Annotated in this window: 9 protein-coding genes; 6 read left to right on the top strand and 3 right to left on the bottom strand. The window is 74.9% G+C overall.

Features of this window, described 5'->3' with window-relative positions:
• Positions 1–11: 11 nt before the first annotated feature.
• Together O7623_RS08545 and O7623_RS08540 are read left to right on the top strand one after the other, a co-directional pair.
• Entirely contained in the window at positions 12–1,085 is a 1,074-nt protein-coding gene (locus tag O7623_RS08545) for an NAD-dependent epimerase/dehydratase family protein (protein WP_282228064.1), read from the top strand.
• Positions 1,076–2,437: a glycosyltransferase gene (locus O7623_RS08540; protein WP_282228063.1), complete on the top strand. Its 1,362-nt coding sequence runs from the start codon at positions 1,076–1,078 to the stop codon at positions 2,435–2,437. Before O7623_RS08545 ends, O7623_RS08540 begins: the two co-directional genes overlap by 10 nt.
• A gap of 77 nt (positions 2,438–2,514) precedes the next feature.
• Here O7623_RS08540 and O7623_RS08535 read toward each other — a convergent pair whose 3' ends face one another.
• Together O7623_RS08535 and O7623_RS08530 are read right to left on the bottom strand one after the other, a co-directional pair.
• Complete coding sequence (locus O7623_RS08535; protein WP_282228062.1) at positions 2,515–4,173, bottom strand: PHP domain-containing protein; 1,659 nt, start codon at positions 4,171–4,173, stop codon at positions 2,515–2,517.
• A 32-nt stretch (positions 4,174–4,205) separates the two neighbouring features.
• Entirely contained in the window at positions 4,206–5,555 is a 1,350-nt protein-coding gene (locus O7623_RS08530) for a nucleotide disphospho-sugar-binding domain-containing protein (RefSeq protein WP_282228061.1), read from the bottom strand.
• Between the two features lie 186 nt (positions 5,556–5,741).
• On the opposite strand from O7623_RS08530, the gene O7623_RS08525 reads away from it, so the two are divergent.
• Genes O7623_RS08525 through O7623_RS08510 form a run of 4 tightly spaced genes read left to right on the top strand, consistent with a single transcriptional unit; the run spans position 5,742 to position 11,391 of the window.
• Complete coding sequence (locus tag O7623_RS08525) at positions 5,742–6,215, top strand: cupin domain-containing protein (protein ID WP_282228060.1); 474 nt, start codon at positions 5,742–5,744, stop codon at positions 6,213–6,215.
• The gene (locus tag O7623_RS08520; protein ID WP_282228059.1) at positions 6,212–6,862 is read left to right on the top strand and encodes a Rossmann fold domain-containing protein; all 651 of its coding nucleotides are present in this window, start codon (positions 6,212–6,214) and stop codon (positions 6,860–6,862) included. Before O7623_RS08525 ends, O7623_RS08520 begins: the two co-directional genes overlap by 4 nt.
• A complete protein-coding gene (locus O7623_RS08515; protein ID WP_282228058.1) occupies positions 6,859–7,602 on the top strand; it encodes an SDR family oxidoreductase in 744 nt (247 codons plus the stop codon). Before O7623_RS08520 ends, O7623_RS08515 begins: the two co-directional genes overlap by 4 nt.
• Positions 7,603–7,617: 15 nt before the next feature.
• Complete coding sequence (locus tag O7623_RS08510) at positions 7,618–11,391, top strand: ABC transporter ATP-binding protein (protein ID WP_282228057.1); 3,774 nt, start codon at positions 7,618–7,620, stop codon at positions 11,389–11,391.
• Positions 11,392–11,421: 30 nt separating this feature from the next.
• Here the strand turns inward: O7623_RS08510 and O7623_RS08505 are convergent, their stop codons facing one another.
• Positions 11,422–12,585 (bottom strand): nucleotide disphospho-sugar-binding domain-containing protein, encoded by a 1,164-nt coding sequence (locus tag O7623_RS08505; RefSeq protein WP_282228056.1) that lies wholly within the window; start codon positions 12,583–12,585, stop codon positions 11,422–11,424.
• Positions 12,586–12,661: the final 76 nt, after the last annotated feature.

The raw sequence follows: 12,661 nt of genomic DNA, 5'->3' as shown, positions 1-12,661 counted from the left end.
GGGAGACGACGATGCGGATTCTGGTCACCGGAGGTGCCGGGTTCATCGGCCGGCGAGTGGTCACCGCCCTGGTCGGCGCCGGTCACGAGGTACGCGTCGTCGACGCGCTGCTGCCCGAGGCCCACCCCGACGGTACGCCGCCACCGATGCCCGACGGCGTCGAGTTCGTCCCCGGCGATCTGCGCGACCCCGCGACGGTGGAGGCGGTGCTGCGCGGCGTCGACCTGGTCAGCCACCAGGCGGCGGTGGTCGGTCGGGGTCGGGAGATCCTCGACGCCCGCCGGCACGTCGGCTGCAACGACCTCGGCACCGCCACGCTGTTGGCGGCGATGGCCGAGGCCGACATCGGCCGGCTGGTCCTCGCCGGCAGCGTGGTGATCTACGGCGCCAGCCGGTACCGCTGCCCGGAGCACGGCCGGACCCGCCCGGCCGGGCGGGAACCGCACGACCTGGCGGCCGGCCGGTTCGCGCCGGTCTGCGGGCGGTGCGGCGGCGTCGTCGAGGCCGAACCGGTCACCGAGGACGACGTGCCGGACCCACCGCGCAACATGTACGCAGTCACCAAGCTCGCCCAGGAGCTGCTGGTCGACGCCTGGGCGGTGCAGACCGGCGGCAGTGCGGTCTCGTTGCGCTACCACAACGTGTACGGCCCCGACATGCCCTACGCCAGCCCGTACTCCGGGGTGGCGGCCACCTTCCGCAGCGCGGTCGTCGCCGGCGTCGCACCCCGGGTCTACGAGGACGGCGCCCCCCGCCGGGACTTCGTCCACGTCGACGACATCGTGTCGGCCAACGTCGCCGCGCTGCGCCGCAGCGAGGCGGGTCTGCGGACGTACAACGTCGCCTCCGGCGACCCCCGGACGATCCTGGAGGTGGCGACGGTGCTGGCGGCCGCCGGTGGCGGCCCGCCACCGGTGGTGACCGGCGAGTACCGGGTGGGCGACGTCCGGGAGATCGTCGCCTCCCCCCGGCGCATCATGGCCGAACTCGGCTGGACGCCGACGGTCGGGTTCGCCGACGGCATGGCGGCGTTCGCGGTGGCGCCGATGCGGGGCCGCACCCCGGTGGAGGACGCATGTCGGTGAGCGTGGTCATCCCCACCCTCGGCACCCGCGCGTCGCTGTGGTCCTCGGTGGAGGGTGCGGTCCGGGCGGCGTCCGCCACCGGGCCTGACGCCGAGGTGCTGGTCGTCGTCAACGGCGCGCGGCGGCTGCCGCCCCTGCCCCGCTCGTCGCTGGTGCGGGTGCTGCGCCTGGAACGGGCCAACGTGGCGCGGGCCCGTAACGCCGGGCTGGCGGCGGCCTGCAACGACATCGTACTGTTCGGCGACGACGGCGCCGGCTATCCGCCGAGTTGGGGACGCGACCTGGCGGCGGCGCTGGCCGACACCGACTGCCCGGTGGTGACCGCCCCGGTCCGGGTGCCGCAGCGGGGGCCGGTGACCGCCTTCTGCAACCATCAGCGGCTGTTCGACGCGCCGCCGGTCGACGCCCGCTCGGCCCGCACCGTCACCGGCAACTGCGGGGTACGGCGTGACCTGCTGCCCGGTTGGTTGCGCTTCGACGAGAAGTTGCCGCTGGTCGGCGAGGACGTCGCGTTCGGTCATGCGGTACGGGCCGCCGGGCTGCCGATCCGGTGGCTGGCCGACACGGCACCGGGTCTGCACCTGTTGCCGGAGCACGTCGACGAGATCACCGAACGGGCCCGGCGCTACGGTCGGGGCGCCGCGCTGGTCTGGCGCGGTGACGGCACCGGGGCCGATCCGACCGGGATGCTCGCGCAGTTCCAGCTGCTCGCCTCGGCCGGTTACCGTCGGTACCGCCGCTTCCCGGAGGTGTGCTCCGACGAGCTACGTGCCGCGTTCGCGCTGTACGGCTACCTGTTCGACGCCGCGTTCGTCGCCGGATACCTGGCCGAGGCGCTCGACGCCGGCGGTGCACCGGTGGCCCATGTCGACCTCGCCGGGCTGACCGCGGCGTGGCGGTCGGTCGCCGACCGGGCGGCCGCCGCCGTCGCGTCGCCCGCCACGGCGGCGGTCGGGCTGGACCTGACCCGGCTCGACGTCGGCACCGCCGTCGACCTGCCACTGGTCGAGGCCGCCCGACAGGCCCTGGCCGACCACGTCCGGCCGGGCACCGCCCCGGCCGCGCCGGTGTCCGCTCCGGCCGCGCCGGTGTCCGCTCCGGCCGCGCCGGTGTCCGCTCCGGCCGCGCCGGTGTCCGCTCCGGCCGCGCCGGTGTCCGCCCCGGCCGGGCAGGCCGACCTGCACCGGGTGCTCGCCGTCTGGCGGGCGGTACGGGCCGACGGCGGCCCTGCGGACCTGGACGCCTTGGACGTGCGGCTGCGCGCCGAGGGCCTGGTGCTGCGGGAGGCGTGCGCGGTCATCGAGCGGGCCGCGATGTGGCGGGCCGGTCGGGCGACCGCCTCCGCGAGCTGACCGGGCCGCCGGCCCCCGATAGCCGACCCGCCCGGCCTGCGCCGAGAGCCGGGCGGATCGACGGTGCCGGGGCGGATTCACCGCCCCGGGCGTACCCAGATCGGGTTGCTGTAGAACCACAGGTCGGTCCACGGATCGGCGGAGCCCTCCAGGTCCATCGCCGGGCCGGCGGGGTCGACCGCCGCGCCCAGGTAGCCGGGTGCGCTGCGGTTGCCGTCGGTGCCGCGTACCCGCAGGTAGCATGGCTCGGTCACGTGCCCCAGGTCGTACCGGAAGGTCACCGTGCCGGTCGTCGCGGTGACCTCGAACGACTCCACCACCGAGGTCTGCGGCGCGGTACGGGTGTCCAAATCGGCGACCGGGCCGGTCACCGCACCCCGGATCACGTCCACCCGGGCCAACCGGGGGACGAACTGGGCCCAGTTCGCCTCCTGCGCCAGATCGACCGAGATGGTCAACTCGACCCGGCTGCCGGAGCGGACGGTGAGGGTGCCACCGAGGGTGGCCCACCGCCGGTCGGCGACGGCCCGTACGTCGAGGGAGTCGATCAGGCCGCCGTGGTCGACCCAGATCCGGCCGGCCCGCAGACCGGCCATCACCGCCGCGTACGACCTGCGGTCCGCACCGACGTGGGTACGGCTGTAGTAGCCGGGCCAGAAGTCGAACGTCCACGGGTTGATCGCGCCGCCGTACACCGGGTCGGCGTGTCGGCCGGTGCCGTGGAAGTCGCTGTCCGGCCCGGTGACCGCCGGATCGGCGTAGATGGAATGCGCGTCCGAGCTCGCCGTGATCCACCATGGCCGGCCCTCGGCGAGCAGGCTGTCCCACACCCCGCCGACAGTGGCGGCCATCCAGTCGAACCCGCCCCAGGTGCGGTAGCTTTCCCGGGGGTAGCCGGCGAACGACTCGTCGGTCGCCGACAGGTAGTACAGCCCTCGGGCCATGCCCAGGCCGAACGGCGCGGCGATGCCCGCCGCCTGGTGACCCGGCGCCCCCTCGAAGCCGATGGCCACGTCCGGCCGGGTGTCGCGCCAGCGTCGCAGCTCGTGCGGCGTGTTCAGGCCGCGCCGGGCCGGATGGTTGCCGATGAACAGCGCGTCGCGTACCCGCCGGCGGTCCACCGCCTCGCCGAGGAACCGCAGCCCGGCCAGGGCGAGCTCCTCGTCGGGTGCCGCCGTGCCGGTGGCGTCCAACACGTCGGCGTCGAACCGGGACTCGAACTCCCGCAGCACCGCCAGGTCGTCCGGCCCGGGGTGGACGAACACGGTGCCGTGTTCGGCCGCCGGGATGTTCCACTCCAACCCCTGGAACACCAGCATGTCGCCGACCGCGCGGCGCACGGCGGCGATGTCGGCGGCGGCCAGTTGCGCACCCGCGCTGGCGTGGACGTCCCGGCCGTGGTCGGCCAGGACGAGCCAGTCCAACCCGTACGCACGGGCCTGCCGGACCAGGTCCCGCACCCGGTACATCCCGTCCACGCTGAACTGGGAATGGACGTGGTGGTCGCCGGCGAGCCAGTGGTAGCCGGCCCGGGGCGGTCGGTCCCGTCCGGCCGTGCCGGTGGCGGCGGCGGCCGGTCCCGCCGTCAGCGCCTGACCCGCGGCCAGTGGGCCGGTGGCGGCCGCGCCCAGGCCGACCGCGCCGGCGCCGCGCAGGAACCCGCGCCGGGACACGTCACCGGTGGCGGGTGTGTCGGGGTGGGGCTGCGAGCCCGGTGGTACGCCGTCAGCTGCCATGTGTCGCGCTCCTCGTGGGTTCACCGTGGTGGTCAGTGCGTGGCGGCGACGCCCGGACGCTGACCGGCCGAGGTGGCACCGGCCAGGGCGACCAGGTCGTCGATGATCTCGTTCGGTGCCGGCTGGGCGAGCATCTCGGCCCGCAGCCGCTGGGCCGCCTGCCGGTACCCCGGGTCGTCCAGCAGCAGATGGCCGTCGGTGAGCAACTGCGCGGCGGTCACCTCGGTCGCCCGGCGCAGCACCCCGGCGCCGGCCTGGGCCAGCAGGTAACCGTTGACGCCCTCGTCGAGGATCTGCGGCAGCACGATCTGCGGCAGGCCGTGCCGCAGCGCGGTCAGCATGGTGCCGGCCCCGCCCTGGTGGATCAGCGCGTCGCAGCTCGGCAGCAACGCATCCAACGGGACCGACTCGACCACCGTGACGTTCGACGGCAGCGCCGGCAGCATCGTCCGCTGGTTGGCGGTGATCGCCAGCATCAGGTCGGCGCCCCGGTCGGCGGCGAGTTTCGCGCAACCCGCCAGCACCTCGCCGGGCAGGAAGCCACGTTCGCCGAGCAGCCGGTGGATCGACGTACCCCAGGTCAGGCAGATGCGCGCCCGGTCGGGGCGGCGGTGCACCCAGCCCGGCACCTCGGACAGTCCGTTGTGTGCGATGTAGCGGGTCCGGATGCGCCGGGCCGGCGCGATCCGCTCGGACAGTTGCAGGCCGGGCGGGCAGGGGTCGATGGTGGCCGCGCCGAGCAGGTCGACCGACTCCAGACCGAAGCGGGCCAGCAGCGGGTCCAGGCCGGTCACGTTGATGAAGTAGGTGGCGTCCGGGCCGAACAGGGTCCGTACCGCCGGCACGCCGGTCAGCGCGGCGACGACCGGGCCGGCGTGGGTCAGCGGGTCGAACACGATCAGGTCGGGCCGCCACGACCGGGCGAGCGCCAGCAGGTCGTCGACCATCCGGTCGGCGACCTCGCCGTACAGGGAGGTCCGGGCTGGCGCGGTCTGCGCCCGTTCCACCCAGATCGCCCGGAACACCGCGTGCATCTCGTCCTCCAGCGCGCGCAGCAGCCGGAACTCCGGGCTGAGCCGCGCGGGGTCGCCCTCGGGGGCGAGCCGATCGGTGATCCGGTCGGTCCGGGCCCGCTGGCTCGCCGGCCGGCCGGCCGGTACGCCGTCGAGGCGGATCCGTTCGGTCGCCCGGTGGAACACCCCCGCGATGTCCAGATCCCGGCCGACCCCGCTGGTGGGTAGACCGGAGCGGTCCATCGACGGCAACAGTTCGGGCTGACTGGTCATCCGTACGTCGTGACCGGCGGCCCGCAACGCCCAGGCCAGCGGCACCATCGGGAAGTAGTGCGACGGCCATGCCCAGGTGGTGAACAACACACGCATCGGTGGCTCCTCGGTGGGTTCTCTCGGTGGCGCCTCGGCGTGATCGTCGGCGGTGCCGGTGGTGAACCGGTCGAAGCGGGCTGGAAGCCGGTGGGCGGACCTGCGGGTGGAGCCGGGCTGGAGCCGGCCGCGACCGGGGGAGGCGATCGTGTCGTCGACGTGCCCAGCCCAGCAGGGAGGCCACCGATGTCCGCCGTCGAACGACCAGCCAGTCCACCGTCACCCCCCGTCGTGCCCCGGCCGGTCGGTACCGCCGACGTCGCGGCGAACCGCCGCCGCGGCGGCGACCTGCGGGTACTGCTCGGTCCGTCGACCGTCGGCGCCACCGCCGGGTTCCTCGGTGTGGTCACCCTGGCCCCCGGCGAGTACGTCTCCGAGCACTACCACCCGTACTCCGAGGAGTTCCTGTACGTCGTCTCCGGGTCGGTGATCGTCCGCCTCGACGGCACCGAGGTGCCGGTAGACGCCGGGCAGGCGGTGTTCGTCCCGATCGGCGTACCGCACCGGGTCACGAACTCCAGCGACGCCCCGGCGGTCGCCACCTTCCAGCTCTGTCCGCTCGCGCCCCGGCCCGAACTCGGCCACGTCGACACCGAACCGCAGCCGGGCGCTGGACCGACCCTGCAGGTCGGGCCGGGTCTGCCGGTCGGACCGCGGTGACCGGGTCGGCAACGGCGAGCGTGGGCACCGCCGGCACCGGTGGTCCGCTGTCGGGGCGCGTCGTGCTGCTCACCGCAGCGCGGACCACCGTCGGCAGGGCCGTCGCGGCGGGCCTGGCCGCCGCCGGTGCCCGGGTGCGGGGCGTCGACCCGCACCCGGTCAGTGGCCTCGCCGACGCGGTCGCCGACTGTCGACTCCACGATCGTGGGCCGCACCTTCTGGTCCACGTCGTCGAGATGCCCGCCGGTCGCACCGGCCCGCCGTCCGACGACCCCGACGCGGCGTCCGCCGACGAACCCGACCCGACGGACGACGACGACCCCGGCGCGGCGTCCGACCGGGCACTCGCCACCGCCCGACGGGTCGGCCGGCAGGTCGCGGTCGCGGCGTCCGGCGGTGGCGGCCTGGTGTTCGTCGCGGTGCCGCCGGCCGGGCCGGGGCCCGACGCCGTCACCGAGGCCGGGCTGACCGGGCTGGCCCGTGCCCTCGCCACCGAGTTCGGCCCGGCCGGTGTGCGGGTCAACCAGGTCGCCGGTCCGGGCTGCGCCGACCGGCCCGACCAGGTCAGCGCCGCCGTGCTCTTCCTGGCCAGCGACCGGGCCGCCGGCGTCACCGGGCAGACCCTGCGGCTCGGCGGTACGCCGTGACCCCGGCGCCGACCGCCCCCCGCCGGGCGGTCGTCACCGGCGGGACCCGGGGGGTCGGGCGCGCCACCAGCCTGGCGTTGGCCAGCGCCGGTGTCGCCGTTCTCGCCGTCTACCAGGGCGACGACGCCGCCGCCGAACGCCTCGCCAGCGCGCCGGGCTGGGACGCCCGACGCTGCCGGACGGTCCGCGCCGACCTGACCACCCCGGCCGGGCGCGCCGTGCTCACCGCCGCCGTCCGCGATCAGCCGGGCGGTGTCGACCTGCTGGTGAACAACTTCGGCAGCTACCGTCCGGCACCCTTGTCGGCCAGCGGTGAGCAGGAGATCCACGACGGGCTGCACACCAACCTCACCGCGCAGCTGCTCGTCACCCGCGCGCTGCTCGGGCTGCTCACCGACGGCGGCGCGGTGGTCAACGTCGGTGCCGGGATGGCCGACCGCGGCCGGCCCGGGCACGTGGTGTTCACCGCGGCCAAGGCCGGGCTCGCCGGCTTCACCCGGGCCCTGGCCAAGGAGCTGGCCCCCCGGTCTATCCGGGTGAACACTGTCGCCCCTGGCGTCGTCGTCACCGAACGGGGTCTCGACCTGCCACCCCCGGTGCGGGCCGCGCTGCTGGCGGCGATCCCGCTACGCCGGTTCGTCACCGCCATCGACGTCGCCGAGGTCGTGTGTTTCCTCGGCGACGCCCGATGCTCCGGTGCGATCTCCGGCAGCACCATCAACGTCGACGGTGGACTCTGACCCGGAGGGTGACCCATGCCGCGTAGCCGTACCGTACCCGCGCCGCGCCGGCCGGGCGTCGAGCCGGGCACCGGCCCGGTCGCCGGCCCCGCTGCCGACCCGACCGACCGGCCCGACCGCCGACCCGGCTGGGTCCGACGGCTGCTGCCGATCGTGCGGCTGCGCCCAGGCAACCTGCTGATCGCCTTCGCCGCCACGATCGGTGCGGGTGTCGCCGCGGCGGCCCTGCTGCTCGTCCAACGCCACGTGCTCGACCTGGCGGTGGCCGGCGACACCGGCGCGCTGCCGTGGCCGCTGGCGTCGCTGGTGCTGCTCGGCGCACTGGCGTACGTCGCGCAGCGGATCGCCGCCTACCGTGAGCTCAAGGGCGCCAACGACGCCCAGTTCCTGGTCTACGACGCGGTGCACCAGCGGATGCAGCGCATCGACCCGGACAGCCAGCCGCTACCGCCAGGGCAACTCGCCGCCCGGCTGAACCTGGACATCGACCGGATGTCCCGGGCCGTCGCCTCGCTGCCCCGGCTGCTCGGTGCGGTCGTCGTCGTGGCGACCGCCGGGGTCCTGATGCTGCTGCTGCACCCGGCGGTCGGCGTCGCGGCGCTGCTGAGCGTGCCGATGCTGCTCGCCGCCGCCTGGTGGATCCGGCGCCGGGTCCGCCCGGCGATCTGGGACGCGCAGCAGCGGGAGGCGGACGTGGCGCAGACGGCGAGTCTGGCCATCCACGGCGTACGGGTGGTCAAGGCCTTTGGCCAGGAGTCCCGCGAGACCGGACGGTTGGCCACCGCGGCCGACCAGCTGTTCGGCTCCCGGATGCGCAGCATCCGGTTGCAGGCCACCCACCAGCCGCTGCTCGACCTGGTGCCGCTGCTGACCCAGGTGGTGGTGGTCGTCCTCGGCGGCTGGCTGACCCTGCGCGGTGAGATCACCCTGGGGACGTTCCTCGCGCTGAGCATCTTCGCCGGGCAGCTGATCGGCAGCGTACGGTGGCTGGCCGACTCCGTCGTGGACCTGCAGGAGGCCGGGGTCTGCGCCGAGCGGGTGCTGGACCTGCTGGACCTGCCACCGGCGGTGGTCGAGGACCCGGCGGCCGGCCTGCTGCCGCCGCTGCGCGGAGACGTCTCGGTGGACCGGGTCCGGTTCGGCTATCCCGACGGCGCGCCGGTGGTGGACGGACTGTCGCTGAAGGTCGCCGCTGGCGAGTCGGTCGCCCTGGTAGGGGTCGCCGGGTCCGGCAAGTCGACCCTGCTGAAGCTGCTGGCCCGGTTCCACGACCCGCAGTCCGGTGCGGTCCGGCTCGACGGCACCGACCTGCGTACGGTGACCCTGCGGTCGCTGCGTCGGCAGGTCGGATCGGTGTTCGACGAGCCGCTGCTGTTCACCGGCACCATCGGGGACAACATCCGGTACGGCCGGCCCGACGCGACCGACGACGAGGTCGAGACGGTGGCCCGGGTCGCCGGCGCCCACGACTTCGTCGCCGACCTCCCCGACGGGTACGCGACGGTGGTCGGCGACCGGGGATCCACCCTGTCCGGTGGCCAGCGGCAGCGGATCGCCCTGGCCCGCACCCTGCTGACCGAGCCCCGGGTGCTGCTGCTCGACGACCCGACCGCCGGGGTCGACGCCAGCCTGGAATGGGAGATCCACCGGCGGCTGCGCGACTGGGCGGTCGGCCGGACCGTGATCTACGTCGGCTACCGGGCCGCCACCATCGCCGCCGCCGACCGGATCGTCGTGCTCGACGCGGGTCGGATCGTCGACCAGGGCCGGCACGCGGAGCTGCTGGAGCGCTGTCCGGCGTACCGGCGGTTGGTGGACCCGCAGGCCGCCGTGAGCGTCGACCCGACGGCGGAGGTCGACCCGACGGCGGTGGCCGGTCCGGCCCGCCCGGCCGCGTCGCCGGCACCGGCCCGCCGGGGCGGCCGGCGTACCGGCCGGCCCGGTGCCGGCGACGAGCGGCTGCGCGCCGCCGCGGCCCGGCTCGCCCCGCCCCGCGACTCCTACCCGGTCGGCGCGATCGACCTGGCCGGGCCGTTCTCCGTCGGTGCGCTGCTGCGGCCGCACCGCGCCGGGTTCGCCCTCGTCCTGGCACTGCTGGCGGTGCAGACGGTCGCTGGCGTCCTCGGCCCGCTGTTCACCCGCTCGGCCGTCGACGACGGCATGCTCGCCCAGTCGATGGACGGGGTGCTCACCGCGGCGGCGGCGATCCTGGTGACCAGCCTGGTCGGCCTGCTGCTCGCCCCGGTCACCGCGATCGTCGCCGGCCGGGCCGGGCAACGGGTCGTCGCCACCCTACGGATGATCGTCTGGACCCGGATGATCCGGCTGCCGGTGTCCTACTACGAACGGCAGCCGGCCGGCCGCCTGCTCACCCGGCTGATCCACGACGTACAGGGCTTCGCCCAGTTCGCCACCACCGGCCTGGTCGGGGCGGTCGTCGCCGTCCTCACCGTCGTCGGCGTCCTGGCGGCGATGCTGGTCGTCGACGCGGTGCTGGCGACGCTGGTCGCCGCGTCGGTGGTGCCCTTCATCCTGCTGCTGCGCTGGTTCAACGCCCGGCTCGGCGCGGCGTTCCTGGCCGCCCGCGAACAGATGGCCGACGCCAACGCCGCGTTGCAGGAGAACCTCGCCGGAGTACGCGAGGCCCAGGCGTTCGGCCAGCAGGAGCGCCAGCACGCCGAGTACCGTCGACTGATCCGGATCTACCTGGACCACCGGCTCGCCGCCGAGAAGCTGATCGCCGCCAGCTATCCGGTGGTCACCTTCCTCAGTGGCATGGCGCTGACCATGGTGTTCGGGCTGGGTGCCGTGCTCCTGGCCCGTGGCGTGCTCACCGCCGGCGAGCTGATCGCCTTCGTCCTGTGGGTGGGGCTGTTCTTCCCCCCGATCGTGGAACTGGGCACGTTCGTGACCTCCGACGTGCAGCGGGTCGGCGTCTCCACCGGCCGGATCCGGGAACTGTTCGACGAGAAGCCCGGCCCACCGCCGCCGACGTCCCCCGTACGGCCCGCGCGGATCCGCGGCGAACTGCGGCTGACCGGCGTGCGGTTCCGCTACCCGGGCACCCGCAGCGAGGTGCTGCACGACGTGGACCTGGCGGTCCCGGCGGGGACGACGCTGGCCCTGGTCGGGCCGACCGGAGCCGGCAAGTCGACAATCGTCAAGCTGCTGGCCCGGTTCTACGACCCGGACGCCGGACAGGTGCTCCTCGACGGCGTACCGCTGGCCGATCTCGACCCCACCACGCTGCGGCGTACCGTCGGCTACCTGCCGCAGGAGCCGTACCTGTTCGCCGGCACCATCCGGGACAACATCGGCTACGGCCGGCCCGAGGCCACCGACGCCGAGGTCGAGGCGGCCGCCCGCGCGGTCGGTGCCCACCAGGGCATCATCGGGCTGCCACAGGGCTACGGGTCGGCGGTGGGCGAACGCGGCGACCTGCTCTCCGCCGGTCTGCGGCAGCTGGTCTGCCTGGCCCGCGCCTACCTGGTCGATCCGGCGGTGGTGCTGCTGGACGAGGCGACCGCCAAGCTCGACCTGTCGACCGAGGCCCGGGTGCTGGCGGCGGTCCGTGCCGTCGCCGAGGGGCGGACCACCGTGATGATCGCCCACCGGCTGCAGACGGCCCGGATGGCCGATCGGATCGCGGTCGTCGCCGACGGCCGGATCGTCGAGTTCGGCACCCATGCCCAGCTGGTGACGGCCGGTGGCCGCTACCACCAACTGTGGACGGCGGCGGCGCTGCCCACCGCCCCGGTGGACGCACCAGCGGCATCCGCGCCGGTCTGACCGGGCGGGTACCGCGTCGGGGCCGGCCGGTCAGCGGCGGGCGACCCACCGCTCCAGGTCGGCCACGACGGCCGCCGGCGCGGGCCGTACGGCGATCCGGGCGGCCAGCCCGGCGGCGGCCCGCGCGTACGACGGATCAGCCAGGACCTCGGCGGCGCACGCCGCCACCTCGCCCGCGTCGACCTGCTCGCCGCCGCCTACCCACCGCCCGGCACCGGCACCGGCCAACCGGCCGGCGTTGAACGTCTGGTCCGGCAGACTCGGTACGGCGACCTGCGGCACCCCGTGCACGGCGGCGGTCATCATCGTGCCCCCACCGCCCTGGTGCACCAGCAGGTCACAGCTGGGCAGCAGCAGGTCCAGCGGAATCCGCCCGATGGACCGTACGGTCGCCGGCACCGGGGCGAACAGGTCACGCTGGCTGTCCGGTACCGCCACGACCAGCTCGGCGTCGAGGGTGCCGAGCGCCCGCAGGATCGCGGGCACGTGCCGCATCCGGTCCGGATCGAGTGCGTGCAACGACGTACCCCAGGTCAGACAGACCCGTGGCCGGCGGGCCGGCGCGGTGAGCCAGTCGGGCATCCGCGCCGGTCCGTTGAACGGCACGTACCGCACCGGCATCCGGGGCAGGTCGTCACTGATCTGCAGCTCGGGTGGACACGGGTCCAGCGTCAGGTCACCTGCGGGGTCGACACCGTCGATTCCGTACCGCTGGGCCAGTGGGCCGGTGATCCGTCGGGGGAAACCGTTGACCGGCGAGGTGAAGTCGCAGCACCACAACTGGCGTACCGCCGGGATCCTCAGCAGGGTGGCGACCAGCGGCCCGACCAGCGCCGCCGGCTCGTAGACCACCAGGTCCGGGCGCCAGTCACGGCTGAACCGCAGCAGTTCGTCGGCGAGCAGACCGGCGACGACCTCGGCGGTGGCGACCATTCCGGTGAAATCGAGCTGACCGGTGGCCGGGGTCGGCCGGGGGTGCCGCAGCCGTTCCCGCCGCTGCTGGCGCAGCAGGGCGAACATGTCGACCGGCGGTCCGAGCGGCAGCGCCGGCAGACCGGCCCGCACCACCGGACCGGTCTCAGTGGGATGGCAGGCGACCAACACCTCGTGACCGGCGGCGCGCAGCGCCCAGCCGGTCGGAACGAGTGGGGCGAAATGGCCGCCACCCGCCCACGACGCGAACAGCACCCGCATGACCGCCTCCGATCCGTCGCTGACGCCGTGATTGTGCGTGCCGGCGCTGTGATCGCGTTCCAGTCGTGGTGTGGCC

The sequence above is a fragment of the Solwaraspora sp. WMMD791 genome (assembly GCF_029581195.1).
Classification (GTDB): Bacteria; Actinomycetota; Actinomycetes; order Mycobacteriales; family Micromonosporaceae; genus Micromonospora_E.
The sequence above is the reverse complement of the archived record's forward strand: the minus strand, read 5'-3'. Positions and strand labels throughout refer to the sequence as shown.

What these genes read in the sequence shown, in the direction of transcription:
- O7623_RS08525 (WP_282228060.1), top strand. Translation starts at nt 5,742, where the DNA reads ATGTCCGCCGTCGAACGACCAGCCAGTCCACCGTCACCCCCCGTCGTG.
- O7623_RS08505 (WP_282228056.1), bottom strand. Translation starts at nt 12,585, where the DNA reads ATGCGGGTGCTGTTCGCGTCGTGGGCGGGTGGCGGCCATTTCGCCCCA.
- O7623_RS08540 (WP_282228063.1), top strand. Translation starts at nt 1,076, where the DNA reads ATGTCGGTGAGCGTGGTCATCCCCACCCTCGGCACCCGCGCGTCGCTG.
- O7623_RS08510 (WP_282228057.1), top strand. Translation starts at nt 7,618, where the DNA reads ATGCCGCGTAGCCGTACCGTACCCGCGCCGCGCCGGCCGGGCGTCGAG.
- O7623_RS08535 (WP_282228062.1), bottom strand. Translation starts at nt 4,173, where the DNA reads ATGGCAGCTGACGGCGTACCACCGGGCTCGCAGCCCCACCCCGACACA.
- O7623_RS08545 (WP_282228064.1), top strand. Translation starts at nt 12, where the DNA reads ATGCGGATTCTGGTCACCGGAGGTGCCGGGTTCATCGGCCGGCGAGTG.
- O7623_RS08530 (WP_282228061.1), bottom strand. Translation starts at nt 5,555, where the DNA reads ATGCGTGTGTTGTTCACCACCTGGGCATGGCCGTCGCACTACTTCCCG.